Raw genomic sequence first — 24,890 nt, forward strand, 5'->3', positions numbered from 1 at the left:
GGGATCGAGACATCGAGTGCTGCGGGATCGCCGCGAGCCGTTCTGCTGGTCCGGTGAGGCGAGCGGCCAACAGTACAACGTGAATAGCCGTGAAGGATCAACGCATCGTGCCGACGCCGGAGCAGTTCGCCCTTCGTCAGCCGCCGTCGAGTCTACTCCTGGGGCTCCGCCCCGCCTTCCCACAACTTCACGGTGCGGTCCCAAGAGGCGCTGAGCAGACGTTGTCCGTCAGGGGAGAAAGTGACGCCGCGCACCGCTCCGGTATGGGCCTTCAACGTTCTGAAATGGCGGCCCGCGGCCAGGTCCCAGAGCTTGATCTGGTTGTCGTCCCCGGAACTGGCCAAGACCCGTCCGTCCGGCGACACGGCCAGGGACCGGACCCATCCCCCGTGGCCCTTGAGCGTCCGAATCTCGGTCATCTGGGGCATTTGGAAGAACTTGATCGTGGCGTCGCGGCTCCCGCTGATCAGCACCTGGCCGTCCGGCGTGAAGGTCAACGCGCCGATCCAATAGAGCATCGGTTTCTGGAACCCGCCCTCGTCCTCGACGAAGTACCCGCGATACTCGGTGGTGTCGTCGTCCTCGATCTCCTGCCAGTGGCCGTTGTGGAGGATCTTTTCTTCGCCGCTCGGAAGGACCTCCCAGAGCTTGATCTTGCCGATGTCGGATCCGCTGGCTAAATGGAAGCCATCCGGGGAGAAGGCGACCACCGGAGACCAATGGTGGTCGAACTGATCCTTTCCGAGCAGGGTCATGAGTTCGGTGCCGGTGCTGATTTCCCAGATCTTGATGTCTTTGTTGTGGCTGCCCCGGGCGAGCATGAGCCCGTCGGGAGAGAGCGATAGGCTACAGACGTTATGGTCGTAGCGCGTGAAGAGCAGCTTAGTGGGCTCCCCCGTCTTGGGGTTCCAGAGTCGAATGGTCCGGTCCTCACTGCCGGTGATCAGCGTCTGTCCGTCCGGGGTATAGAGGATGGCGCGGATGTCGTGGGTATGGCCGCGCAGGGACCGCAGCAGCCGTCCGGTTTCGATGTCCCAAATGCGGACCAGCCGGTCCGCGCCTCCGCTGGCAAAGGTGAGCCCGTCCGGCGAGAAGGCGACGGCCCAGATTCCGTGAGAATGGCCGCGGAACGTTTTCACCTCCCTGGTGCCGGCTTTCCAATATTCCAGGAGGTCGGCCGGCGGCGTCGATGTTCCAAGCGAGACTGAGCCTGGCTGGCTGCTGGAGGGGAGGGGCTGGGTCATTTCAGTCATAACGCACGTACTCCTTAATAGCAGCAGCCGCGGAGGCCCTGCCGGGTATTTGCAAATACAGCGGCTGGATGGCTATAATCAGCGCAGGATTGCGTTGATCATAAAAGATGGTTTGCAAGCAAGTCAAGCCGCCGTATCCGTTCACGCCTCCGGTCAACCCTGAGATTCCTTCTCTCGTGTGAACGTAGCCGGTTAAGGCCAAGCGCAGCCGCGAGCAAGCAGGAGACACCCGTCCATGGAGATTCGATTTCAGCCCGCCCTTCTTCAGGAAGTCATTGACTCCTTCGTGGAGAAAACGGAGCGAGAGGGCGATCCGACCTACTACAAGGAGTTTCACGAACTGGCCGATCCCATCTATGAGAAATTCTCGTTGGATGACCGGGAGGCGGAGTTCAAAAAACTATACCAGTATCTGTTCGGCACCTGGGGATTTTCGGACATCGTCCGGGATGCGTTCGACGAGTTCCCCCAGCTCAAGGAGCGCATCGGGATCGTCCTGATCAAGGGGGTTCTGAAAGAGGACCAGGAGGGCGTCGACATCCTGAGAAAATGGGGCTCCGTCGAACAAGACCTGGCCAAGCAGTTCGAGGATAAGGGGCTCAAAGGAGTGGGGATCAAGTTGATCCCGCGTCGATTCTATGATCCGGCGCTGACCCGTTACTGCCGCCATGAACTCATGCACATCGCCGACATTCTGGATGAAACCTTCGGCTACGACCCGGACACCAAAGTCGGGCAGAACCCGGGTGAAGAAACCCTGATCCTGCATCGCTACCGGGTGCTCTGGTGCCTGCACATCGATTCCCGACTGTTGCGCGAGGGGAAGGAGTCGATGCTGACCCGGGAGGACCGCTTCAAGGAATTCCGCTCCTGGTATCGCAAGATTCCTCCGGCGCAGTTGAAATCGGTATTCGAAGGACTGTGGCAGGCGGACCAGCTGACCCACGCGGAGCTCGTCGAGATGGCCACCGACACCCTGCGCGTCATGGACCGGGCACTGGATGTGGAGGGCGGGGAGCTTCCAGAGGTTCAGAATAAAGTCATGCTGATGCCGGGTTTCCCATGCCCGCTCTGTCGCTTTCCGACTTATTCATGGGTTGAGGATCTCGAGAATAAATTGGAAAAGCACGTATTGGATTTCATCCGGGACAATCATCCCGGGTGGGATACAGAGTTCGGAGCCTGCGATCGTTGCGTCGAAGTGTATAAACTTCGTGCCGACGGCGTGATGTGATGGGAGAAAAGCCCGTGGTTGCGGATCCGCAGTATGGCCGTCGTCATTTCCTCAAGGATTCCGTTCTGTCCGTCGCCAAGACGGCGCAGGAATTTGTCAAACATCGGGATGCGTCGCCGGAGCAAGCCAAGCCGGAGCCGGCTGCCAGAACCGACTGGCTTAGGCCGCCGGGTGCGGTCGCCGAGGCGCTTTTTCTTGAGCGATGCACCCGCTGCGGAGATTGTCTTAAAGTCTGTCCCTACGGCAGCATCAAGCCGGAACCCAAGTCCGGCACACCTGTGATCTTTCCGGATGAGACGCCGTGTCATCTCTGCGAGGACTTTCCTTGCATCAGCGCATGCGGAACCGAGGCTCTGCTCTCCGTGGCCGGCCGTGAAGAGGTCGCCATGGGGGTTGCCGTTGTGTCACATCGAATCTGTACTGCAGGCCAGGGCTGTCACGCCTGCGTTTCCCGTTGTCCCACTGAAGCGCTGGCCATGGATTTTGATTCGTTCCGTTTGGTGGTTATGAAGGAACGATGTGTGGGGTGTGGTCTCTGCGAGCAGACGTGCAAAACCGTGAATGACAAGGTCGCCATCACGATCACACCGACACGGGTGTTGGCATCCGGTGGAGGCGCCAGATGAGCGGAGTCCGGCGAACGAGCCAGGTTCAATTGAAAAATCATAGGGTTCCATTTGTGCAACATGAGGGAAATATGAGGGTTGAGTTCGGGCTTGACTTCCCCCTGTGCATTGCCTATCATACGCGGGCTTACGCCTGAATGGTGGTAAGGACCCGTCGGAGAATGTGTTGATGAATACGAAGGAAAGCCAGCGGGGAGTAGCGGATTCTCTCGCAATGCCTGCTGGCTCCGTAGCCATCAAGGACTCACCTGCCGTTGAACGAGCGCTAGGGCGCAGCAAGCTCTACCTCCTGCTTTCCTGGAGCATGCTCTATCCGGAAGACGATGAGTTCCTGGATTATCTGCAATCCGGGGAATTCGTGGAAGATGCGCGAACGGCGCTGGAAAGTCTCCGCCAGGGCTTGGAGGGAATGGGCGGAGAGCGGGCGCGGACGAAACTCGCAGCCGTCGCCAAGTCTCTGGACCAAGTCGAAGCCCTCGTGGCATCCGAATGCGTCAACTGGCAATTGAGTGACCTGCAAGCCGAGCACCGGCGGGTGTTCAGTAACGTGATCACCCTGGATTGTCCGCCCTACGAAACCCTCTTCGGCAACGATCACGTATTTGGCCAGGCCCATGTGATGGGCGATATCGCCGGCTACTATCGAGCGTTCGGAGTCGAGCTCTCCAAGGATATCCATGAGCGCATGGACCATTTGAGCGTTGAGCTCGAGTTCATGCACTTTCTCGCCTACAAGGAATCCTATGCCCGTTGTCACGATGGTGTCGATAAGACACAGATCGTGGTGGACGCGCAAAAAAAGTTTGTCAAGGACCACATCGGTCGGTGGGTTCCCCTGTTTTGCCGTATGTTGGTTAAAAAGGCGGACTCAGGGTTTTTCCGACATATGGCCGACTTCGGCTCCGACTGGATGGACTTTGAAGCGGCCTACCTTGGGGTTACCCCGCAGCCCTATTCCGAGGCCGATTATCGACCGGCCACATTTAATGCTCCTGAAGGCCAGACCTATGAGTGTGGCGCGCAAGATCAGGGGAACGAACTGAACATCCTGCTCAATGAAGTGGGTGCGTCGTCCTTCTTGGATAAAGACAAGAATAAGGATAAAGATGAGGCTGGGCCTGTTGGCACGGCGTAATGGGCTGTTTCATTCGTCATCAGGAGCGGAAGAGTTGGTCGTTTTTGCGAGCAGTCTTTAATCATTAATCGAGAGGAGGGTATATTCATATGAGAGTGGTGCAGACACGCAACAAGAAAGTGGTGTTTGGCATTCTTCTCTCGGCGCTGGTCGTGGGCGTCATGTTGACGCTGGGTCAGGTGCCGCTGGCGGTGAGCCAGCCGGTTACGATCCCGGTGAAGGCCATCAAGGGCCCGATCCCCATGGACGGAGCCAATCCCATCTGGGAGGGAGTGCCGGGCGTAGTCATCCCGCTGAGCGGGCAGACGATCACGACGCCGATGCATCCGAACATTTCCGTGAAGTCCGTCTTCGTCAAGGCGGTCTCGAACGGAAAGGAGTTGGGCTTCCGCCTGGATTGGGCGGACCAGACCATGAACAATACGACGATCGGGCCGCAGGACTTCCGCGATCAGGCCGCGATCCAGTTCCCGGTGAATACCTCCGGGGCGCCGCCGTTCCAGTGCATGGGGCAGTCCGGCGGGACCGTCAACATTTGGCGGTGGAATGCGGAGTGGCAGAAGGACCTGGGCAAGGACAGCGCCGGGCTGTGGGACGTGGACGACCAGTACCCGGGCATCTTCTGGGATTACTATTTTGAAGAGCCGGCGGGCGGCGTGACCTATCCGGATCGGATCGGCCGCAGCCTTGGGCCCTTCAATCCGGGCATCTGGTCCGGCAACATTATGTCCGATCCGACGCTGCGCGTGAGCTCCGTGGAAGACCTCAATGCCAACGGGTTCAGCACCTTGACCACTCAATCCCACCAGGATGTGATTGGCAACGGCGTGTGGGAGCCGTCCGGTTCCGTCAAGGGCGGCTGCTGCACGGGCCCGACGTGGCGGATCGTGGTGAAGCGCGCGTTGACCACCAGCGATGCGAACGACGTCCAGTTCAAGGCCGGTGCCTCGGTCCCCGTGGCTTTTGCGGTCTGGGACGGCACCAACGTCGAGCGGAACGGCATGAAGGGCATCTCAACCTGGTTTACGCTGAAGTTGCCCTGAGGTTCTCCCAGTTCCCCGCGAGGGGATAGAATCATGGCCTGAGGCGGCTGCCCACCGAAGGCTGTGACAGAAATAGCCCCGAGTCGCCTGTGAAGGTGATTCGGGGCTTTTCTTTTCCCTCGATGCAAGGGGCGGCATGACTTCGAACTGGCTGGCCTTGTGTGCAGTTGCATTTGAGAAAGCCGCAGGTGTATAAGAAATAGCCTGCAGTAGATCGTCTGAAAAGCCTGCAACCGAAGGGTTTCCGTGAAGATATCCCTGTTATTTCCACCAACCTGGCATCCGTCGCAGCCCTATTTGAGCCTTCCTTCTTTGACGGGGTTCTTGACCAAGGCCGGAGTCAAAAACGTCCGGCAGCGAGACCTCGGAATCGAGGTACTGGACGCCGTTCTGACGCAGGAGTATGGGGCGGAAATCTACCAGCGGCTCGTTGACAAGGTGAAGAGGCTGGAGCAAGAGCGGACGGGGGAGGCAGGGCCTGGGAGTGCGGAACACTACACGCGCCTGGTCGAGTCCTTGGACCGTTTTCCATACCTGATCGACGCGATCGAGCCGGCCAAGGAGTCACTGCGGGGAGAAGAGTTTTATGACATCGAGCGATACCGCGAGTGTCTTTTCCTGATCGACAAGTGGTTGGAGCTCGTGTCCACGCTCTATTTTCCGACCCGGCTGACGGTAGTCGACAATCAGTTCAGCACATACTCCATCTACTCGTCCAAGGACCTGCTCAAGGCCATCCGTGACGAAGAGCAAAACCCCTATCTGAGTCTGTTCCGCGACCGTTTCCTCCAGTCAATCCTGGTGGATCAGCCTGACCTGGTGGGGGTTTCGATCACGGCCACGAGCCAGATCATTCCAGGCCTGACCCTCTGCCGCCTTATCAAGGAAGCCAACCCGAACCTGCATCTGACGATCGGCGGCAGTATCTTCACCAGGCTGGTCGATAATCTGCGCCGGTGTCCGTGGTTGTTCGATCTGACCGACGACTTCATTGTCTTTGAAGGCGAAACGGCTCTGTTGGAGTTGGTCAATCAGCTTGATGGGAAGCGGGATTTTAGCAAGGTTCCGAACCTGATCCATCGCCAGAACGGCAAGATTACGGTCAACCAGCCGTTCTACTCTGAGAATATCAACGAGCTGCCGGCTCCGAACTACGATGGCTTTCCGCTAGGGCGGTACCTGTCTCCCAGCACGGTCCTGCCGGTGCAGTTCTCCCGAGGCTGTTACTATAAAGACTGCGCGTTTTGTGCGCTCACACTCGACCACCAAAACTTCCGCCAGCGGGACCCAGGCAAGACCGTCGACGACTTGCAGTGGCTCTCGGCTCGCTACAACACGCAGTATTTTTTCTTCACCGACGAATGTTTTGCCCTGTCGCCGACCAAACGCCTCTGTCAGCAGATGATCGACCGCCGCGTGAATTTCTCATGGACCTGCGAGATGCGATTCGAAAAAAATCTGTCGCGCGAGCTGTTGACGCAGATGCGCGATGCGGGTTGCCTCAAGATTGTCTTCGGACTCGAATCCTTCAATCAACGGGTAATGGATTTTATGAAAAAGGGGATTGCCCAGGCGAGCGTCCGGCGCATTACGGAGGACTGTCTCGATCTGGGGATCGCCATCCATTGCTATATCATCGCGGGCTTTCCGACCGAAACCGAGGCGGAGGCGATGGAAACGGCCAACTTTGTCGTTCACAACGAACGTCTTAACCAATCGTATGGGTTTTCCTGCCAGCCGTGCCTGTTTGATCTTGAAAAAGAAGCGCCTATCATGAGCGACCCAGGCAGTTACGGGATTCAGCGCATCATGCGGCCGGCCTCGGAGGACCTCAGCCTTGGGTTTTTCTATGAAGTCAAGGAAGGCATGACGCCGGAACAGGCCGAACGGGTCTACCAGGAGATTTACGGGAAGATCAGCGAGGTTGTCTGCGAGTTGCCGTTTAATTATTCGATGGCGGACGGTCTCCTCTACATTGCCCGGGAAAAGGCCAAAGTTCAGCGCGTTCCCTTGCCTGCCGGTTCCTAAGGTTCCCTAGCCCTCGTTGTTGCTCGCTGCGGCCGCCTTCAGGTTGACGCTCTTGGACGCTTCTGGCTATAATCCATCGGTATCCTTAGCGTTTACGGTCAACAAAGGATCTAGAGGATATGGCAGGGACAGCGGTTTCAGAGAAAGGGGGGGGGCGGCTTGAGGAACATGGGCTCCTCTTCGAATATACCGCCAAGTTTCTGCTGCTAGCCGGGTTTCTCGAGCTGCTCTTGTACCGCCTGGTTTCGCGCCTGGGTATGCATCTGAGCAAACTGGCGCAGAAATATGAGTCGGTGCGGATCACCCTCAAGACCCTGTCGTCTATCGGATTTACTCTATTGAACCTCGTATCGATGCTGGTGTTTCTGGCCTTGTTCCTCCTGCTCCTCAACAAGAATCGCGGGGTAGGGAGCGGACGGTATGATGCGCTCTTGATTCCCTCCGTCTCCTTGCTGGTGCTGTTGACCGTCGCGTTCCTGTTCTTTCCCCCCACGATGCTCGGCTCGGTCCTCTACAATGCGGTCTTTGTCGCGGTGCTGGCCGTGCTCGTGGCCGAGCACCTGGCGGCCAACCACTCGTGGCCCCAGCGTGCCACGGTCCTGTGCTTTGTGCTGGGCATCGGCGGATGGCTCTATTATCAGACGCTCTCCACAACCTATGGCTTGCTCAAGCTGGCTGCGGCCCCGCCGTTCGTGCACGAGATCAATCGGATCGGGGAGGCGCTCATGGTTCTGGCCAGCATTTTGGTGTTCTGGGCCTATGGCGCGACGCCCCTGTGGACCAGCAACAGGAGGCAACGTCGCCGGGCCGCAATCTTTGCGCTGGTCGGCGGCAGTGTGTTCCTTGGGCTACTGGGTCTTGACTATATACTGGGGCTCTATGACCCGACCGTGGCGGAAAGTGTTCGCAAGGCTGGCGAGGGGATCGGGTGGATCTTTCAAATGGGCATGGGCTACACCTTTTACCTGCCCTTCGCCTTCTATGTGGCGGGCCTGTTGTGTTGGGGCTATACGGTCATCAAGTTGCTGACCATCGGACGTCTGGCTGGATACGGGTTGGGACTGATGTTTATCGCCGGCTACGCCTTGCAACTCTCGCATTTGACCCTTATGGTGGTGCTCGGGCTGATGCTGCTGAATTTGGACAAGCGTCGAGGCATGGCGCCGGCCGGCGAGACGGGGCTTGCAGAAGGGTTGCTCCCGCAAGCGACAGGGACATTGCTCAGTGAACGAACCTAAACGAAACAGATAGGATTGGCACCATGAGTGAACAGGATCCCACGAAGGCGACGGAAACCGGCGGTGCGGCAGTTGAACAACCGGAACCGCAATTGACCCCCGATGAGGAGATTGCCGAGCTTGAGAAACTGCTTGGCGAGGAGCCGGATGATTTCCAGGCCCGCTGTCGTCTCGGGGAGCTGTACTTCAGCAAGGGTCGGATGGACGACGCTCTCACCGAGGTCAAGAAGTCCATTGAAATGGCCGAAGTGCTCAGGGAGGAAATGAACCGCTCGCTGGCCATGTACTACTCGAATCTCGGCACGATCTATGCGACCAAGAACATGGTCGACGAAGCGGAGGCGCAATTCAAGAAGGCGCTGGCGGTCCATGCCTACGATGTCCTCGCGCTGTTCAATCTCGGTCGTGTGTATTGCGAGAAGCGGCAGTTTATGGAGGCGAAGTCTTATTATGAACGGCTGGTCGAGGTCACGCCCGACGATCCCATCGCCTGGTACAATCTCGGCAGCGTCTATGTGGAGCTGGATAATCCGGCGGTGTCGGATTACAACACCATTGATATGGCGATGCAGTGCTACCTGCGGACCCTCGAACTCGACCCGCAGCACTTGGACGCCAGCTTCAAGCTCATGGACATCGCCCTGAACCACAAGAAGACCGACTTGGCCATCAAGGTGATGGAAGATGCCGTGGAACACAACCCCGACGAACCGCTCGTCTACTATAACCTGATCAGCGCCTATGAAAAGTGCAAGATGTTCGAACAGGCGGAGCAAGCCAGGCAAAAGCTCAAGGATCGCTTTGCCAAGCGGACGAAAGAAACGGGGAAGGGCTAACAGGCGTTCATTCTGAAGGAGAAAGGGTCACCATGTTTGGGAGCCTTGGGTTCACCGAGTTAATTTTGATTCTGGTCATTGTGCTGATTATTTTCGGCGCGGGCAAGTTGCCGCAGCTCGGAGAGGGGCTGGGTAAGGCGATCAAGGGGTTCAAGAAATCCGTCCACGAAGCGGACGCCATCGAAGCGGAAGCCCAGGCGCAAGCGCAGATGACCGAGCAGGCGCAAGGCCAGGCTCCGCAGATTCCGGCGCCTGGCGCGGGGGCTGTTTCCCCGTCCCCGGCTGCTGCGCCGGAGCAGCCTGCCGCGTCTACGCCGCCGTCTTCAAAGGCCTAGCCGGTTCCGCATGACTCGTGCCGTGTTCAGGTCGTCTGCGCGGTGCGGTCTTGGTCTGAGTTGCGGTGTTGGCGGAAGGAGTACGTGATTATGGAAACCGGAGTCGTACTGCCGGTCGGCTATATCGAGACCTTTGCGGGCAACGGCAAGGCTCGCAGCACGGGGGACGGCAAGCGGGCGGTCAAGTCCGGCATTCCGCTTCCCCACCACGTGGCGCTCGATAAAGACGAGCGATACCTCTACTTCGCCGAATCCGGGTCGGACCGGGTCCGACGCATCGACCTGCATGAAGGGACGATCCATAATTTTGCCGGGATCGGGGAGACTTGCTACAGCGGGGACTCAGGCCTGTGCGGGGAGGCCGGTCTCTATCTTCCCCTCGGCGTCGCGTTCGACTCCCACAACGATCTTTACATCTGCGATTCGGGCAGCAACCGGATCAGAAAAGTCGACCATGAGACCGGCGTCATCACCACCGTCGTCGGAACGGGGCAGTTTGGTTTCAATGGCGACGGCTCCGCCCTGGACGTGAATCTCACCTATCCCGCGGCGATTACGTTCGACGCGGACGACATCCTGTATATCGCCGACACCCAGGCCCACCGGGTCCGTCGTTATGATCCCAGGACCGGTCACGTCACTACGATTGCAGGGACTTGGTCCGCCGAGGATGATGCGCGCGAGCAGCCCTTGGTGGCGAGAAACCTGGTCGTGCTATCCGGCGACTCGATCGGGATTGATTTCAGCGACGATCACGGATGGCTCAGGCCGGAATGTTCGGATGGCCTGGACCTGTCTTTTTATCTGGATGACGGTCGGTCGGCTTTGGACGCCAGGCTGTATGATTTGGTCGGGATCGCCGTGGATGTCCAGGGGCACGTCTATGTCGTCGATAAGGGCAGCAACCGGGTCCGGAAGATCGATGGCCAGAGCGGGATCATTTCCACCGTGGCCGGAGTGTGCCGCTATGGATTCGACGGGGATAACAAGCCGGCGATCAAGGCCATGCTGCATGCGCCTGAAGCAGTGGTTTTCGACCCGGCCGGCAACTTCTATATCTCGGATACGATGAATCATCGAGTTAGAAAGGTCGATATCGCGACCGGCCTCATCACGACCGTGGCCGGAAACGGAGATAGCGGGTACGAGGATAAGAATATGGGCGGATGCGGAGCGGCCCAATTCGTGGCGAAGGAAAGCGCGGGCATGATTAAGCACGGCGACGGCTTGCTGGCGGTGGAGGCAGTGGTCAACTCACCGGTCGGGCTGGCCCTCGACTCACAGGGATTCCTCTATATCTGCGAGCGCGGCGAGAACAAGATCAGGCGCGCAAAATTGTGGTGAACCCCTGCCTCCGTCGGATGGGCCTGGTTGTCCGTCCGTGAGAGGCGCGCCGTTCCCACAACGGCTGTCCATCTGGAAGCGAGGCGTCGGTATGGCGCGATTCGAGCGAGCTTGGGGTCGGCAAGGTCGGATAGCCTCGATCGTTCCGTTGTTCGCCGGGCTCCTCGCAGGTGCGGCGGTGCTTGGGTGGCTGGGGATTCCCGTTGTCAGTTCCGAAGGTCTCTTTGTTCGGTCCTACCTGATTGCCGGTGATGTCCCTTCCGCCCCGGAAGATTTAGCCTGGGAGAAGGTCCCGCCGTTGACGCTGCCGTTGAGCGGGCAAGTGATCACGAGGCCCGTCTGGCCTGAACCCAGTGCCAGGGCTCTGGGGGTCCGGTCTGTCCACAACGGCGTCGAGATTGCGTTCCTGCTGGAATGGCAGGACAACACAAAGAACGATCGGTTGACCCCTGGCACGTTCCGAGACGGCGTGGCGATCGGGCTCCCGCTGGGGGAGGCGCCCGCCTTTTTCTGCATGGGCCAGCTCGATCACTACATCAACATCTGGCACTGGAAGGCCGACTGGCAGAGCGACATCGACCGGCGGGCCGCCAAGGCTGCCGAGCGCAAGGGAGAAAGCGGGGAAGTCCGGCGATTCGAGGTCATTCCCCGCCGAGCCTCCTCCGTTGAAGACCTGGTCGGCGGCGGCTTCAGTACCCTGACCAGCAAGCAGTCACAGGGGCGGGTGCAAGGCAAGGCCATCTGGAAGGATGGGGTCTGGCGTGTGGTCATCAGGCGGCCGTTGGCCAGCACCGATCCGGAAAATGAAGCCAGGTTGGAGCCGGGTCGCTTGCAAGCCGTTGCCTTTGCGGTGTGGAACGGCGAGAACAAGGAGCGCAACGGGCAAAAGGCCGTGGCGCCCTGGTTCCAACTCTCCATCGATCCCACGGTGAAGCTGTGACCGGACAGCCGCCGCTCTTGTCGAATTGTGTTTATGCCGGGGCGTGAATGAGCGGTCGGCGGTTTTGGAACAGGTTGAGACGAGGACGAGCCCTCCCCACGGGTAGGGCTTTTTTCTTGTGCCTGGCTGCGTTGGGCTGCTGGATGTGGGCTGCGGGATCGGTCGTCGCCGCCGCTCCGGAAGCGGCGATGACGGAGGCTGAAGCAGTCCGGCTCGGGGAAGAATTCGGCATCGTGGTGGGCCCCGTCGACGAGGACATTCAAAAAGAACTCAAGATGCAACGGCCCGAAGGGGTGGTGGTCTTCGAGGTCATCGGCGGCACGCCGGCCGACCTGGCTGGCATCAAGGTGCGGGCCGTGATCAAGGAGATCGATAAAGTTGAGGTGCGCACCTTGCTCGATTTCGGCCGGGCCCTCAAGCGGGCCATCCCCACCGGAAATTTCACGGTCGGGAGCTACGAGCCCGCGGACCCGGAAGTCCAGGGAGTGGGCGGCCTGATTAATTTTCATTTCGTGCGGATTGTGAAAGACTGATCGTTGCCCGAGCGGGGCTGCGGAGTACGTATGGTACGGATGCCTAAGTTGGCGATCGTGGCGATGGTGGCCTGTGTCGTGGCCCTCAACGCCCTCTACCATGATCGGGCGGTGGCCCAGAAGGCGGAGAGCCATCCGGCAAGCCCCTGGGTAGCCGAGATCGAACAAGTCTTTATCCGATCCGAGGATTGCAAACAGTGCCATGATCGTCACTATGAAGAATGGAAAGGCATGCGCGAGCAAACTCCCGATCTGAAGACGTTCGGACGCGTCGATGCCGCCCTGCTCCACGGAACGTCTCTCGAGTCACCCGTCTTCAAGACCGTCCTCGGGCTCTGGCTGCAGACTAATCCCACGGCCGAGGAGCGGACCCGCTGCCTGTCTTGCCATGTGCCGGCGGTCACGGTTTTTCCGCAACACACGGACAAGATCAGCCAGCAAGTGCTCTCCGGCAAGGTGGAAGTCGAAGGGATCAGCTGCGCCTCGTGCCACCTCATCAACGGCGTGTCCGGGGCGCCAGCCAACCCGCCGACCTTCAAGTTGCAGCCGGGCAAGATGATGTATGGGCCGTACGCGGAGCCGGAGGAGAACCTGGTCCATCCGGCGAGCCAATCGGACCTGTATCGCGGGGCCAACTATTGCGCCTCATGCCACTTCGATAAGGTCAAGGACGTGACCAAGCGAGAGTTGCCCGGCGAGATCCTGCAAGGCACCATCTGTCAGGATTGCCACATGGAGCCTTCGACCGGCAGTTCGACCTCGAAGCGCGGGGCGATGACCAGATCCATCGGCCGGCACTGGTTCCGTGGCGTGGTGATCCCCGGCATTATGTTGAAGAACCGCAATCTGCAAGCCGAATGGATGCCCCGTGTGGATGTTGAAGCGACTAAGTCTCAAGTCTCCGTGGACGGGACTGTCTTGGTGCGGACGGGCAGTCTCCCGCACAGCTTTCCGGATGGAGACCCGGTGCTCAAACAATTCCTGGTGACGATCACGATCAAAAATGCGCAGGGGCAGGTGTTGGCCAGCGAACAGAAGCGCTTTGGGGTGCCGTATGAACAAATATTGAGAGGACCCATTCCGGAGCCCTTGGTGCGCGGAGGGACTACGAAACGCGTGCCTTTCACCCTGGCGTTGCCTGCCGGGGCCGTTCCTGCCACGGTGGAGGCGTTGCTCTCCTATGCGTTGATTCCGGAGCCGAGCCCGGAGCTGAAAAAAAAGTACCTGGCGACGTTGCCTGGGGAGAAGGAACGGGCGGCTGCCGTCAAGTTGCTTGAGGACTATGCGCAAGCACGGGTGCTGACCTTTCGCAATAAGGCTCTATAAGCAAGGCCCGCGGCGTCAAAAGATGTGAGGGAGCGTGGAGTGGGGATAAGATTCATGCGAAAGATCAGGCCGATCTTGACCGTTCTCGGGCTGCTGGCTTTCGTGGCGATCTCGGGTCACGGGGCGATGGGGCTGGCCGAGGAACCGTCGAAAACGAAGGGGGCCTTGGAGAAGGTTTTCCCGAACTCGAACAAATGCAAACGTTGTCATGAACGGGTCTTCGAGGAGTGGGAAACGTCGCCCCTCTCGCGCTCTATTCATTCGCCCGCTTTTCGTGCCTCGCTGGATGAGTACCTGACCTTTTCAGTCGGCAAGGATAAGGCGCTGTGCTTTCGCTGCCACGCGCCCCACGTCAGTGAATTCGTCGATCAGGCGCCCATGTTCGTGGCACAAGTCCAGTCCGGAGATCCGGTCATCGACGGAGTGGGTTGCACCCAATGCCATCTGATCAAGCAAGTCGATCGGAGCAGCCATCCGCCCGTGCCGAAGTACGAGCCGGGCAAGACGCTCTATGGCCCGTACAAGGATTTCGTCCAGAACTTGGCCCACCAGTCCATGGAGTTGGAGCTGTTCCGCAAGTCAGACCTCTGTATGAACTGCCACCAGTCCGTGCCGGCTTCGGCCAACTTGGGCAAGTCGACCGAGCTGTTGGGGCCATGGGAAGGCAGCCAGGCGGTCAAAGGCGGCAAAGAATGTCAGACCTGCCACATGCCGGAGCAAGTCGGGGAGTCGGCGAACGGCGAGAATAAGCGCAAGGTGGCCAACCATTCGTTCCCGGGCCGGATCGGGAAGCTGCGGCAGGAGGCGGCGAAGCTGGCTCTGGAGACCTCTGTCAAGGGAGAGCAGACCAGCGTGGTCGTGACCGTTCAAAGCCTGGTGCCCCATAACCTCCCGACCACCCATCCGGCCTGGGCCAAGGTGGTGCTGGAGCTGGCAGTGAAGGGCAAGAATCTCAAGACCGTCTATACGGGCCAGCGGGTCTACGGACGTGTGTTCGCGGATGCCAAGGGACAGAAAACGTTGTTTGACTTCAAGGCCACGAAGGTGCTGGAAGATACGGTGCTGAAGCCGGAAGAGACGCGGACGGAGACCTTCACGTTCCCGACTCCAAAGGATACCCGGTCGTTCGACGTCGAGGTGTCGTTGAGCTATGCGCCGGTGACAGGGCCGCCGGAGTTCCTCCAGCGGGTCGAGGCGGAGTCTCCCAAGGGAGCCCAGGATCCGGTGTTCCAGCCGATCCCGATCGTGAAGCAGGCGCTGAATGTGCCGTTGAAGTAAGGACGTGGTTCGACGGGGGTCGGCTAATCGGTGGCGATCTTCGAGCCGGGCGACTTCATCTTGAAGATTTGAATAGCGGCATAGATATTCTTGGCCGGCTGATTGAGGACGAGGGTCGAGTTCGTGATGTGCGTATCGATCAATTCGAACGGCCCGCCGCTGTAATAGACCCGGCACAGATCCATGGTGCAGTTCTTGAAAACATGGTTGTCGAGCGTCAGTTGTTCTTCCTTGAACGTCTTGCCCTCAACCAGGATGTACTCAGGCCCTAGCCCCATACACATCTCCTCCGGCGGCCAACTATAACAGACCGTCTTCCGGCGACGCAACAAACCGACGAGCAAGGTCCGGCAATGCAGCGGGCGGTGTTTCGCCTTGATCATTGCCACCTGTCTGTATACAATGGCCCGACTTTTGTGCCGCCGGATGCCTTACCGTGGGGATGGGGCTTGTGCGTAGAGACGGGGAGACGCGTCGTTTAAGGGGAGGATTGCTCAGTGGATGCAACAGCGGTTATCTGGTTTTCGATCGTCACGGCGCTTGCCGGAATCGGCTATGGGTTTTACCTGGCGTTTTGGGTCTTTAAGCTTGACGCCGGCAATCAGGAAATGCAGCGCATTGCCCAGGCCATCCAGGAAGGGGCGAGCGCCTATCTGAATCGGCAGTATCGAACCGTCGGCCTTGTTGCGGCTGTTTTGTTCGCGGTTCTGTGGCTGGCCGGGATCTGGTCGGATAAGTTTGGGTTGCTGACGGCGGTCGGATTCCTCATCGGAGCCGGTGCCTCGGCACTGGCCGGCTACGTGGGCATGTATATCGCCGTTCGGGCCAACGTCCGCACCGCGCAAGCGGCCCATCAAGGGCTCAATGCGGCGTTGACCGTGGCCTTCAGGGGCGGGGCGGTGACCGGGCTCCTGCTCATTGGCTTGGCGCTGCTGGCGTTGACCGGCTTCTACACCATTGCCTCGGCCATTGCCGGACAGGAAAAGGCGATTCATGCGCTGTTGAGCCTGGGCTTCGGCGGCAGTTTGATCTCGGTCTTCGCCCGCGTCGGGGGCGGCATTTACACGAAGGCGGCGGATGTGGGCGCCGATCTGGTTGGCAAGGTGGAGGCGGGTATCCCGGAAGATGATCCCCGGAATCCGGCCGTCATTGCGGACAACGTCGGCGACAATGTCGGGGACTGTGCCGGCATGGCCGCGGATTTGTTTGAAACCTATGCCGTGACCAAGGTGGCGGCGATGGTGCTGGCCTTCACGTTGTTCGGGGGCCAAGCCGCGCCGATTCTGTATCCTCTGGCCCTGGGCGGGTTATCGATCCTGGCGACCATCGTCGGCATCATGTTCGTGAAAGTGGGGCCCGGCGGGGGCATTATGACCGCGCTCTACAAAGGCCTCTTCGTCGCGGGCGGGATCTCCGCCGTGGCGTTCTACCCGGTGACCATGAAGATGATGGATGGGGTCGGGGGCGTCAGCGGGATGAGCTACTACCTGGCGGCCCTGGTGGGGCTTGCGGTGACGCTGGCGCTGGTCTTCATCACCGACTATTACACGTCCAAGAGCTACGCGCCGGTGAAAGAGATCGCCAAGGCCAGCGAGACCGGCCACGCGACGAACATCATTGCGGGGCTGGCGGTGGGCATGCAGGCCACGGCCTGGCCAGTAGTGGTGATTGCGGCGGCCATCCTCGGCAGTTACTGGCTCTGCGGGGGAGCGGCCCAGGGCGGCCTCTTCGGCGTGGCCGTTGCGGCCGTGTCCATGCTGTCCATGGCGGGTATTGTCGTGGCGATCGACGCCTTCGGTCCGATCACCGACAATGCCGGGGGTATCGCCGAGATGTCCCACCTGGGCAAGGAAGTTCGCGACATCACCGATCCGCTGGACGCCGTGGGCAATACGACCAAGGCAGTGACCAAGGGGTATGCCATCGGGTCAGCCGGCCTGGCGGCGGTGGTCCTGTTCGCGGAGTACGCGAGGGCCGTGGAGGGGCAGAGCAAGGGGATGACCTTCGATCTGTCGAACCCCAAGGTGTTGGTCGGTCTGTTCCTGGGAGGCATGTTGCCCTTCCTCTTCGGGTCGATGTGCATGAAGGCAGTCGGGCAAGCCGCCGGGTTGGTGGTCGAGGAAGTCAGGCGGCAGTTTCGAACCATCAAGGGGATCATGGAGGGGACGGGCAAACCCGAGTATGGGACCTGTGTGGACATTGTCACCAAGGCCGCCATCAAGGAGATGATGGTGCCCGGTCTCATCCCGGTGCTCTCCCCGATTGTCGTCGGCGTAGTCCTGGGTCCGCAGGCGTTGGGTGGTGTGCTGGTGGGCAGTATCGTCACGGGTCTTTTTGTGGCCATTTCCATGACCAGCGGCGGTGGCGCGTGGGACAACGCGAAGAAGTACATCGAGGAGCAGGGGCTGAAGGGAAGTGACACGCACAAGGCGGCCGTGACCGGCGATACCGTGGGCGATCCCTACAAGGATACGGCCGGGCCTGCGATCAACCCGATGATCAAGGTGATCAACATCGTGGCGCTTTTGATCGTGTCCTTGATCGTATAAGAGATTGTTGAAGGGCGGGCCTCGGCTTGACGCGGTGGGGGGCCTGGGGTATCCTGACTCCGTGAGCGATCCCAGTTCAAAAGGCAGGTGATCCGGCCATTATTCGACGACGCTTGGAGGTGCTCCTATGGAACGACAGGAGAAGAAAGCGGAGTCTAAACGAGACCAGCAGGCTCGAGACGAGGCCAGGCCCAATCCCAAGGTGCTTGAAGCCGGGAAGAAGCTGAAAGAGGATATTGACAAGCTGGTCGACGAGATTGATGAGGTCCTTGAGGAAAACGCCGAAGAATTCGTCAAGAATTATGTCCAAAAGGGGGGGGAATAAACTTCCGCTTCCAGCCTCCCGCAGGTGGGCCTAATTCAGGTTCCGTCATGGCGGCTCGCTTCCAGCGAGCCGCTGTCCTTCCCCTCGGTTCCAGCCTTTCCTTTCCGGTGATTGCTCTGCTCAGCAGTTCATGAGGTGTCTCTCGCAGGCTGGTTTGACAAAGTCCGTCCCGCACTATAAGCTTTTACTCTAATTTCAGTGGGTTGCGTAAGTTTGTCCGGTGAGGAAGGGCGGAGATTTCATGCTGACCAAGCAGTGGGTCTTGCGCGAGGTGGACCAGCTGCAACGTGCGGCCTTGGCCAAGTCCCTCTCCATTTCTCCCATCACAGCGGCCGTACTCCTGGCGCGAGGGGTCACCACCGCCGCCCAGGCACAAACTTGGTTGGCCCCCCATCTAGTGGCCTCGCACGATCCGCTTCTAATTCCTGACATGGAGCCGGCGATTGATCGGCTTCACCGGGCCCTGGTGGAAGGGGAGCGGATTTGTTTCTACGGCGATTACGATGTCGATGGGATGGCCGCGACAAGCCTCTACCTGACCTATTTTCGAGGCCAGGGCGGCCAGGCGATCAGTTATATCCCGCACCGAGTCCGGGAAGGGTATGGGTTGAACGAAACGGCCCTGCGGTGGCTCCATCGGCAGGGGGTCAGCTTAGTGGTGACGTCCGACTGTGGTACGACCGCCCATCGGGAAGCCGAGGTGGCGAAACAGCTCGGGCTCGATCTCATTATTACGGACCATCACCAATGTGACGAACGATTGCCACCGGCTCTGGCTCTGTTGAATCCGCACCGGCCCGATTCCGCCTATCCGTATACGGGCCTCTGTTCCGGAGGCTTGGCCTACAAAGTGACCCGGGCCTATCAGGACAAGTATGGGACCAGCGGGCCGGAGCCTGAAACCCTCCTGGACCTCGTGGCCTTGGCGACGGTGGCCGATATCGTTCCACTCCAAGACGAGAATCGGATTTTGGTCCGAGAAGGGCTGGACTTGATCGCGCGCGGATCCCGTTGTGGAGTGCGCGCGCTCAAAGAAGTGGCGGGCGTCGGACGCGACGTCAATACGGGAACCGTGGCCTTTCGGCTGGCGCCGCGGATCAACGCCGCGGGACGGATGGCCCATGCGGAGATGGGGGTTCGACTCCTGACTACGGAATCCGATGTGGAGGCCAGGGAGGTGGCCGATCAGCTTGAGCAACTGAATCGAGCTCGGCAGCGCCTGGAAGAGGAAACGACGTCGGAGGCCGTCTCGATGGTGAAGGCCGAGACGGAGCCGGCCGCCTTGGCCGTTTGGGCCGGGCACTGGCATCTCGGGGTGGTGGGGATCGTGGCGGCTCGGCTCGTCGAGCGTTTCCACCGTCCTGCCGTCGTGATTGCGGTGAATGACCAGGGGATTGGCAAGGGGTCCGCCCGTAGCATCCCGGGATTTGATCTGTACCAGGCCCTGTCTGCCTGCCGCGATCTGTTGGATGCCTTCGGTGGGCATCCTTGCGCTGCTGGTCTGACGATTCGGGAGTCGCGCCTGGAGTCGTTCCGTGAGCGCTTCGCTGAAGTCGCGGCTTGCTGGGAGGGAGGCGTGCCGAAGCAACCCTTGCTCCACCTTGATGCGGAGGTCCATCTCAGCGAGGTGAACGACCAGTTGGTGCAGGAGTTGGGCTTGCTCCATCCTTTCGGAGCGGGCAATCCAGAGCCGACCTTGGCGGTCAGGAACCTGGCGATTCTGGGCAGCCGTGTGGTCGGGGAGCGCCATCTTAAGCTGACGGTCCGGCACGGCAATTCCAAGCCGTTCGACAGTATCGGATTCCGCATGGGCTCTTTGGCCGATTGCGGGCTGTCGGCCGCGCAATCGGTGGATCTGGCGTTCGTGCCTGAACGAAACAGCTGGAATGGCCTGGATCGGATTCAGCTGAGGATTCGTGACCTGAAGGCCAGTCAACCGCTCTAACGGTACGTGGCGATGCCGAGCGATACGATCACCGACTTGGATCAACTGCTCACGAAGGTCCGGACGTACAATCCGGACGCCGACGTGGATTTAGTTTGCCGGGCGTATGCCTTCTCGGCCAAAGCGCATGAAGGCCAGACCCGGCGCTCCGGTGAACCATATCTTCAACATCCCCTGGCCGTGGCCGGGGTGCTGACCTCCCTTCGATCCGATGTGCCGGCGATCGTGGCCGGGCTGCTTCATGACACCCTTGAAGATACGCTGACGACGCCGGAAGTCCTCGAGCAGGAGTTCGGCAAGGATGTCGCCCGCTTGGTGGACGGAGTCACGAAGATCGGCAAGATCCAATTCCGGAACCACGAGGAAAAGCAGGCCGAAAACTTCCGGAAAATGGTTCTGTCGATGGCGGATGACATCCGGGTCATCCTGATTAAGTTGGCAGACCGTCTCCACAACATGCGGACGCTTGAGCATCTGAAGGAGGCCAAGCAGCAGCAGATCGCGCAGGAAACCCTCGAGATTTACGCGCCGCTGGCCAACCGGCTTGGAATCGGGTGGATGAAAAACGAGTTGGAGGATCTCTGCCTGAAGTACCTGAAGCCGGATGTCTATGCCGCCTTGAAACTACGCGTGGCCAAGCGAGATGAGGATCGCCAGCAGTACATCGAAGAAGTCGTCCGCCTCGTGAAGCAGGCGTTGGCCGAGGCGGGGCTGAAGGGGGAAGTGCAAGGCCGCCCCAAGCACCTCTATGGCATTTATCAAAAGATGGAGCGGCAGTCCATCTCCTTTGAGGAAGTGTATGATCTCACCGCGATTCGGATCATTACCGATACCAAGATGAACTGCTATGCGCTCCTGGGCCTTATTCATTCTCTCTGGCGCCCCGTGCCGGGGCGCTTCAAGGATTACATCGCGATCCCGAAGTCGAACCTCTACCAATCCCTGCATACCACGGTCGTCGGCCCCAAGGGTGAGCATGTCGAATTCCAGATCCGCACGGAGGAGATGCATCGCCTCGCCGAATACGGCATCGCGGCGCATTGGAAATACAAGGAGCGGGGCCAGGTCGACGACAAGGACGGCAAGGTGTTCAGCTGGCTCCGCCAGTTCGTGGAGTGGCACCAGGACCTGACCGACAACCGGCAGTTTATGGACTCGGTCAAGCTCGACCTGTTTCACGATGTGGTCTATGTGTTTACGCCCAAGGGGATGGTCAAAGAGATGCCGCTCGGATCGACCCCGGTGGATTTTGCCTATGCCATCCATACCGAGGTCGGCGATCGTTGTGTCGGCGCCAAGGTCAACGGAAAAATTGTGCCGTTGAGGCATCAGCTGACCAGCGGGGACGCCGTCGAAATTCTGACGTCGCCCTCCCAGGTGCCGCACAAGGATTGGCTCAAGTTTGTCCGGACGCCCAGGGCCAAGGCCAAAATCAAGCACTGGCTCAAGGTCGAAGAGCAGAAGCGCAGCCTTGAAATCGGACGCCGACTGCTGGAACGGGAGTTCCGGAGGCATGACATGGCCCCGGCGCAAATGCTGAAGTCCGAGCAGTTGCTGGGGGTGGCTCATGAATTGGGCTTTGATACGGTCGATGAGATGAGCGCAGCGGTCGGCTACGGACGGCTCTCGACCGGGCAGGTCATGAATCACTTGTCACCGGCCGTTCCCCGGGAAGGCAAGCCCGAGGTCCCGGAAGAGTTGCAGCCGTCTCGTCCGCAAGTCGGCAAGCAGGATGAGAAGGGGGTCAAGGTCAGGGGAGGCCGCGACTTGCTCATGCAGCTGTCCCGTTGTTGCAACCCGGTTCCTGGGGATCGAATTATGGGGTACATCACCAGGGGGCGGGGGCTCACGATTCATTCGGTCGGATGCCCCAACTTGGAGGCGTTGGATTACGACAAGGAACGCTTGGTTGAGGTCGACTGGGATACGGCGACTGCCAGCACCTATCCGGTGAAGGTGTCCGTTCTGGCGGTGGACAAGACGGGGGTTTTGGCCAACGTCTCGTCGGCCATATCGGGAGCGGAAGCGAATATTAGCCGGGCTGAGATTACCACCAGGGAAGACCGCAAGGCGGTCCTTGATTTCGTGGTCGAGGTCAGCAACACGGCGCACCTGGGGCGTGTGCTGAAGGCCATCGAAGGAGTGGAGGGAGTCATCACCGCACGGCGTATCCGAGCCTGGCAGGCCCGGTAGCCGGAGACGATACGTCTGTCAGATGGACCACCGGGTGCCTGTGTGTGGCCCGGGCGTAACAGAGCCTTGAACAGTCCAGTAGTTCCGCGTTCAGCGGGTTGGGGGAGAGGGGGGGAGCTGGAACTGCAGCTTTGCCCCGCGTTGCAGTTTCAAGGCCTCGGCCATTCCGGCCGCGACTTCCAGCACATACAGGGCGTCATGGATGGGCTGATACTGGGGACAGCCGTCGTCGCTTCGGCTGCAGCCGGGAACGTTCCGCTCGATGTAGACGATGCGCTTGGACTGGTCCATCCAAATGATGTCCAGCGGAATCTTCGTGTTTTTCATCCAGAAGGTCCACTGTTGAGGCTCGGGAAAGATGAAGAGCATCCCCCGGTCTTGGGCCAAGGATTGACGAAACATGAGGCCGCGCGCCCGCTTTTCCGTTGTGTCCGCCAGTTCCACGAGGAGGGTGTCTTTCTGAGGCGTGGTCACGGAGACGATCGGTTCTTCCGGTCCTGTGCTCGGCGCGCCCGCCGCCAGGGCCTGCGATGATCCCAGGCAAAGGGTAATCCCGAGAAGGCCGGTTATGCCGAATGTTGGCCAGAACCACGTCGAGCGGAGCCGAAAAATGCTGGCGGACATAGGCGAATCCTAGCGGCCTGCTGACAGGCTGTCAAGGAGCGGAGCCTGCATTGACAATCGCTGCGGGGGCGGGCTAGGGTACCCTGAGTGTGTGTGGACAGAATGGATCCGATCTGGATTAGACAGTACGACCCCGGTGTCCCTGCGGCTCTTTCTTATCCCGACAGCACCCTTCCCGATCTGCTGACCCAGGCCGCGACACGGTATCCTGGCCGGGCGGCGATTCATTTCTACGGCAACGAAATCCATTATGTCGAACTGGACCGACTCGCACATCGTTTTGCGCGCGCACTGAGAGAGCTGCAGATGGAACCGGGCAGTGCGGTTGGGCTTATGCTGCCGAACATGCCACAGACGGTCATCGGCTATTATGGGAGCCTGCGGGCCGGCGTGAGGGTGACGCCAATCAATCCCCTGTACGTCGAAAGCGAAATCGAACACCAAGTGCAAGATGCCGGGTGCGAGACGATCGTGGTGTTGGACCACCTGTACCAGCGTGTTCAGCCGTTGATCGGGCGCACCGGCTTGAAACGGGTCATTGTCACCGGCGTCGAGGACTACCTGCCTACAATCAAGCGCCTGTTGTACCCCTGGCAGGCCATGAAGGAGGGGCAGCGCACCCCCGCGGTGCTGGGCTCTGGAACCGTCCGTCTGCGGGACCTTATGACCGGATCGGATGCGCCGCTGGGGGTGTTGATGAAGCCGGACGACGTGGCCTTGTTGCAGTACACAGGCGGAACGACCGGCGTTCCCAAGGGAGTGGCGCTCACCCATCGGAACCTGTTGAGCAATGCCTGGCAATGCCGGAGCTGGATGCCGTCATTGCGAGAAGGGGCAGAAGTGTTCCTCGCCGTTCTTCCATTTTTCCATGTCTACGGTATGAGTGTCTGCCAGAATCTGGCGATCGCGGTTGGGGGCTGTCAGGTGTTGCTGCCCCGCTTTCAGATGACGGAGGTGCTCAAGGTCATCCAACGCGAACGGGTCACGGTGTTTCCCGGCATCCCGGCCATGTATCAAGCCATCAACAACTATCAACATCTGGAGCGGTACGATCTCCGATCCATTCGCATCTGTATCAGTGGGGCTGGTCCGTTGCCGCCGTCGGTCCAGGAGCGATTTGAAGCGATTACAGGGGCGCGGTTGGTCGAGGGCTATGGGTTGACTGAAGCCAGCCCGGTGACCCACGTCAATCCGATCAGCCCGCTGCCGGGCCATCAACGAACTGGCAGCATCGGGCTGCCGCTGCCGGATACCCAGGCCAAGGTCGTGGATATGGAGACCGGCGATAAGGAACTGCCCCCGGGAGAAGTTGGCGAGTTGGTGGTGCGGGGGCCTCAAGTGATGTTCGGCTATTGGAAGCACGAAGATGAAAGCAGGCAGGTGCTCCGGAACGGCTGGCTATATACGGGTGATCTGGCGTGGATGGATGCCGAAGGGTTTTTCTACATCGCGGATCGTAAGAAGGACATGATCAAATCGGGAGGGGAGAACGTTTATCCACGCGAGGTCGAGGAAACGCTCCTCCGGCACGGTAAGGTGAAGGATGCGGTGGTGGTCGGGTTGCCACAAGGATTGCGCGGAGAGCTCATCAAGGCCTACGTCGTCTTAAAAGAGGGGGCTCAGGCGAGTGCGGCGGAGATCCTGGAACATTGTCGCCAGCACCTGGCAAAATTCAAGGTGCCCAAGAAGGTGGAGTTTCGGCAGGATCTCCCCAAGACGTTGGTGGGCAAGGTGCTCCGGCGCGTGCTGATCGAAGAGGAGCGGAAGAAGGGGGCGCTGAAGGCGGGCGACGAAGCGGAATGAGCGGCCGGGAGGAAGCAGGCCCGCTTGCATTTGTCCGTAGGCCTGTGTAATTTTGTGGCGATGTTCAACGGTCCGGACGAGTAGGAGGCGTGATGAAAGAAAAGCGGTTGGTGCATTACAAAAAAGGAGTGTTTGTCTGCCCGAAGTGTCGACAGTCTTATGTGCAGGACAAATGGATCGAGGAGTGGCGGATTCGCTGCCATAAGTGCGATTATCGGGGGACCTTGACCGACATTTCAGTGGACGAGCGGATGGAAGAAGAAACCTTCCAGCGCTGATCGCCGGCCGACGCTCGTCTTCTA

General features: G+C 59.7%; 22 protein-coding genes. 19 read left to right on the forward strand and 3 right to left on the reverse strand.

The genetic code is table 11. The features are described 5' to 3' along the window. Positions 1–152: 152 nt before the first annotated feature. The gene (locus EPO61_12360; GenBank protein ID TAJ07661.1) at positions 153–1,253 is read right to left on the reverse strand and encodes a WD40 repeat domain-containing protein; all 1,101 of its coding nucleotides are present in this window, start codon (positions 1,251–1,253) and stop codon (positions 153–155) included. A gap of 235 nt (positions 1,254–1,488) precedes the next feature. Here EPO61_12360 and EPO61_12365 point away from each other — a divergent pair, with 235 nt between their 5' ends. From EPO61_12365 to EPO61_12425, 13 genes are all read left to right on the forward strand, one after another. Then, on the forward strand, positions 1,489–2,487 hold the full coding sequence (locus tag EPO61_12365) for a hypothetical protein (GenBank protein ID TAJ07662.1): 999 nt from the start codon (positions 1,489–1,491) through the stop codon (positions 2,485–2,487). Beyond that, entirely contained in the window at positions 2,487–3,113 is a 627-nt protein-coding gene (locus EPO61_12370; GenBank protein ID TAJ07663.1) for a 4Fe-4S dicluster domain-containing protein, read from the forward strand. Before EPO61_12365 ends, EPO61_12370 begins: the two co-directional genes overlap by 1 nt. 169 nt (positions 3,114–3,282) lie before the next feature. Then, the gene (locus tag EPO61_12375; protein TAJ07664.1) at positions 3,283–4,248 is read left to right on the forward strand and encodes a hypothetical protein; all 966 of its coding nucleotides are present in this window, start codon (positions 3,283–3,285) and stop codon (positions 4,246–4,248) included. 89 nt (positions 4,249–4,337) lie between these two features. Beyond that, entirely contained in the window at positions 4,338–5,291 is a 954-nt protein-coding gene (locus tag EPO61_12380) for a nitrite oxidoreductase, gamma subunit (GenBank protein ID TAJ07665.1), read from the forward strand. Between the two features lie 246 nt (positions 5,292–5,537). Continuing rightward, entirely contained in the window at positions 5,538–7,319 is a 1,782-nt protein-coding gene (locus tag EPO61_12385; GenBank protein ID TAJ07666.1) for a radical SAM protein, read from the forward strand. 119 nt (positions 7,320–7,438) lie between these two features. After that, positions 7,439–8,557, forward strand: coding sequence for a hypothetical protein (locus tag EPO61_12390; GenBank protein ID TAJ07667.1), 1,119 nt, complete (start codon positions 7,439–7,441; stop codon positions 8,555–8,557). A 23-nt stretch (positions 8,558–8,580) separates the two neighbouring features. Next, positions 8,581–9,393, forward strand: coding sequence for a tetratricopeptide repeat protein (locus EPO61_12395; protein TAJ07668.1), 813 nt, complete (start codon positions 8,581–8,583; stop codon positions 9,391–9,393). A 32-nt stretch (positions 9,394–9,425) separates the two neighbouring features. After that, the gene (tatA, locus tag EPO61_12400; protein ID TAJ07669.1) at positions 9,426–9,728 is read left to right on the forward strand and encodes a twin-arginine translocase TatA/TatE family subunit; all 303 of its coding nucleotides are present in this window, start codon (positions 9,426–9,428) and stop codon (positions 9,726–9,728) included. Between the two features lie 90 nt (positions 9,729–9,818). Beyond that, positions 9,819–11,072: a hypothetical protein gene (locus tag EPO61_12405; GenBank protein TAJ07670.1), complete on the forward strand. Its 1,254-nt coding sequence runs from the start codon at positions 9,819–9,821 to the stop codon at positions 11,070–11,072. A 91-nt stretch (positions 11,073–11,163) separates the two neighbouring features. Further along, entirely contained in the window at positions 11,164–12,012 is an 849-nt protein-coding gene (locus tag EPO61_12410; GenBank protein ID TAJ07671.1) for a hypothetical protein, read from the forward strand. A gap of 143 nt (positions 12,013–12,155) precedes the next feature. Continuing rightward, the gene (locus EPO61_12415; GenBank protein ID TAJ07672.1) at positions 12,156–12,545 is read left to right on the forward strand and encodes a PDZ domain-containing protein; all 390 of its coding nucleotides are present in this window, start codon (positions 12,156–12,158) and stop codon (positions 12,543–12,545) included. Between the two features lie 30 nt (positions 12,546–12,575). Continuing rightward, entirely contained in the window at positions 12,576–13,871 is a 1,296-nt protein-coding gene (locus EPO61_12420; GenBank protein ID TAJ07673.1) for a hypothetical protein, read from the forward strand. Between the two features lie 54 nt (positions 13,872–13,925). Continuing rightward, positions 13,926–15,149: a hypothetical protein gene (locus EPO61_12425; GenBank protein ID TAJ07674.1), complete on the forward strand. Its 1,224-nt coding sequence runs from the start codon at positions 13,926–13,928 to the stop codon at positions 15,147–15,149. A gap of 23 nt (positions 15,150–15,172) precedes the next feature. Here the strand turns inward: EPO61_12425 and EPO61_12430 are convergent, their stop codons facing one another. Beyond that, positions 15,173–15,427 carry a hypothetical protein gene (locus EPO61_12430; protein ID TAJ07675.1) on the reverse strand — a complete coding sequence of 85 codons (255 nt, stop codon included), beginning with the start codon at positions 15,425–15,427 and terminating at the stop codon, positions 15,173–15,175. A 219-nt stretch (positions 15,428–15,646) separates the two neighbouring features. Here EPO61_12430 and EPO61_12435 point away from each other — a divergent pair, with 219 nt between their 5' ends. The 4 genes from EPO61_12435 to EPO61_12450 all read left to right on the forward strand — a co-directional run bounded on the left by EPO61_12435 (position 15,647) and on the right by EPO61_12450 (position 22,161). Then, entirely contained in the window at positions 15,647–17,698 is a 2,052-nt protein-coding gene (locus EPO61_12435; GenBank protein TAJ07676.1) for a sodium-translocating pyrophosphatase, read from the forward strand. 127 nt (positions 17,699–17,825) lie between these two features. Further along, complete coding sequence (locus tag EPO61_12440; GenBank protein ID TAJ07677.1) at positions 17,826–18,023, forward strand: ubiquitin-like protein Pup; 198 nt, start codon at positions 17,826–17,828, stop codon at positions 18,021–18,023. 241 nt (positions 18,024–18,264) lie between these two features. Continuing rightward, positions 18,265–19,968 carry a single-stranded-DNA-specific exonuclease RecJ gene (gene recJ, locus EPO61_12445; protein ID TAJ07678.1) on the forward strand — a complete coding sequence of 568 codons (1,704 nt, stop codon included), beginning with the start codon at positions 18,265–18,267 and terminating at the stop codon, positions 19,966–19,968. Positions 19,969–19,980: 12 nt separating this feature from the next. Next, the gene (locus tag EPO61_12450; protein TAJ07703.1) at positions 19,981–22,161 is read left to right on the forward strand and encodes a bifunctional (p)ppGpp synthetase/guanosine-3',5'-bis(diphosphate) 3'-pyrophosphohydrolase; all 2,181 of its coding nucleotides are present in this window, start codon (positions 19,981–19,983) and stop codon (positions 22,159–22,161) included. A gap of 90 nt (positions 22,162–22,251) precedes the next feature. Here the strand turns inward: EPO61_12450 and EPO61_12455 are convergent, their stop codons facing one another. Continuing rightward, positions 22,252–22,785 carry a DUF192 domain-containing protein gene (locus EPO61_12455; protein TAJ07679.1) on the reverse strand — a complete coding sequence of 178 codons (534 nt, stop codon included), beginning with the start codon at positions 22,783–22,785 and terminating at the stop codon, positions 22,252–22,254. Between the two features lie 102 nt (positions 22,786–22,887). Between EPO61_12455 and EPO61_12460 the strand changes: the two genes are divergently transcribed. After that, positions 22,888–24,588 (forward strand): long-chain fatty acid--CoA ligase, encoded by a 1,701-nt coding sequence (locus EPO61_12460; protein TAJ07680.1) that lies wholly within the window; start codon positions 22,888–22,890, stop codon positions 24,586–24,588. A gap of 92 nt (positions 24,589–24,680) precedes the next feature. Next, entirely contained in the window at positions 24,681–24,866 is a 186-nt protein-coding gene (locus EPO61_12465) for a hypothetical protein (protein TAJ07681.1), read from the forward strand. The last annotated feature ends 24 nt before the right edge of the window (positions 24,867–24,890 follow it).

The sequence above is a fragment of the Nitrospirota bacterium genome (genome assembly GCA_004296885.1).
Taxonomy (GTDB): domain Bacteria; phylum Nitrospirota; class Nitrospiria; order Nitrospirales; family Nitrospiraceae; genus SYGV01.

Excerpts from the sequence above, each read along its gene's own strand:
- EPO61_12360 (TAJ07661.1), bottom strand. The coding sequence starts at position 1,253 with ATGACTGAAATGACCCAGCCCCTCCCCTCCAGCAGCCAGCCAGGCTCA.
- EPO61_12365 (TAJ07662.1), top strand. The coding sequence starts at position 1,489 with ATGGAGATTCGATTTCAGCCCGCCCTTCTTCAGGAAGTCATTGACTCC.
- EPO61_12370 (TAJ07663.1), top strand. The coding sequence starts at position 2,487 with ATGGGAGAAAAGCCCGTGGTTGCGGATCCGCAGTATGGCCGTCGTCAT.
- EPO61_12375 (TAJ07664.1), top strand. The coding sequence starts at position 3,283 with ATGAATACGAAGGAAAGCCAGCGGGGAGTAGCGGATTCTCTCGCAATG.
- EPO61_12380 (TAJ07665.1), top strand. The coding sequence starts at position 4,338 with ATGAGAGTGGTGCAGACACGCAACAAGAAAGTGGTGTTTGGCATTCTT.
- EPO61_12390 (TAJ07667.1), top strand. The coding sequence starts at position 7,439 with ATGGCAGGGACAGCGGTTTCAGAGAAAGGGGGGGGGCGGCTTGAGGAA.
- EPO61_12395 (TAJ07668.1), top strand. The coding sequence starts at position 8,581 with ATGAGTGAACAGGATCCCACGAAGGCGACGGAAACCGGCGGTGCGGCA.
- tatA (TAJ07669.1), top strand. The coding sequence starts at position 9,426 with ATGTTTGGGAGCCTTGGGTTCACCGAGTTAATTTTGATTCTGGTCATT.
- EPO61_12405 (TAJ07670.1), top strand. The coding sequence starts at position 9,819 with ATGGAAACCGGAGTCGTACTGCCGGTCGGCTATATCGAGACCTTTGCG.
- EPO61_12410 (TAJ07671.1), top strand. The coding sequence starts at position 11,164 with ATGGCGCGATTCGAGCGAGCTTGGGGTCGGCAAGGTCGGATAGCCTCG.
- EPO61_12415 (TAJ07672.1), top strand. The coding sequence starts at position 12,156 with ATGTGGGCTGCGGGATCGGTCGTCGCCGCCGCTCCGGAAGCGGCGATG.
- EPO61_12420 (TAJ07673.1), top strand. The coding sequence starts at position 12,576 with ATGGTACGGATGCCTAAGTTGGCGATCGTGGCGATGGTGGCCTGTGTC.
- EPO61_12425 (TAJ07674.1), top strand. The coding sequence starts at position 13,926 with ATGCGAAAGATCAGGCCGATCTTGACCGTTCTCGGGCTGCTGGCTTTC.
- EPO61_12430 (TAJ07675.1), bottom strand. The coding sequence starts at position 15,427 with ATGGGGCTAGGGCCTGAGTACATCCTGGTTGAGGGCAAGACGTTCAAG.
- EPO61_12440 (TAJ07677.1), top strand. The coding sequence starts at position 17,826 with ATGGAACGACAGGAGAAGAAAGCGGAGTCTAAACGAGACCAGCAGGCT.
- recJ (TAJ07678.1), top strand. The coding sequence starts at position 18,265 with ATGCTGACCAAGCAGTGGGTCTTGCGCGAGGTGGACCAGCTGCAACGT.
- EPO61_12450 (TAJ07703.1), top strand. The coding sequence starts at position 19,981 with ATGCCGAGCGATACGATCACCGACTTGGATCAACTGCTCACGAAGGTC.
- EPO61_12455 (TAJ07679.1), bottom strand. The coding sequence starts at position 22,785 with ATGTCCGCCAGCATTTTTCGGCTCCGCTCGACGTGGTTCTGGCCAACA.
- EPO61_12460 (TAJ07680.1), top strand. The coding sequence starts at position 22,888 with ATGGATCCGATCTGGATTAGACAGTACGACCCCGGTGTCCCTGCGGCT.
- EPO61_12465 (TAJ07681.1), top strand. The coding sequence starts at position 24,681 with ATGAAAGAAAAGCGGTTGGTGCATTACAAAAAAGGAGTGTTTGTCTGC.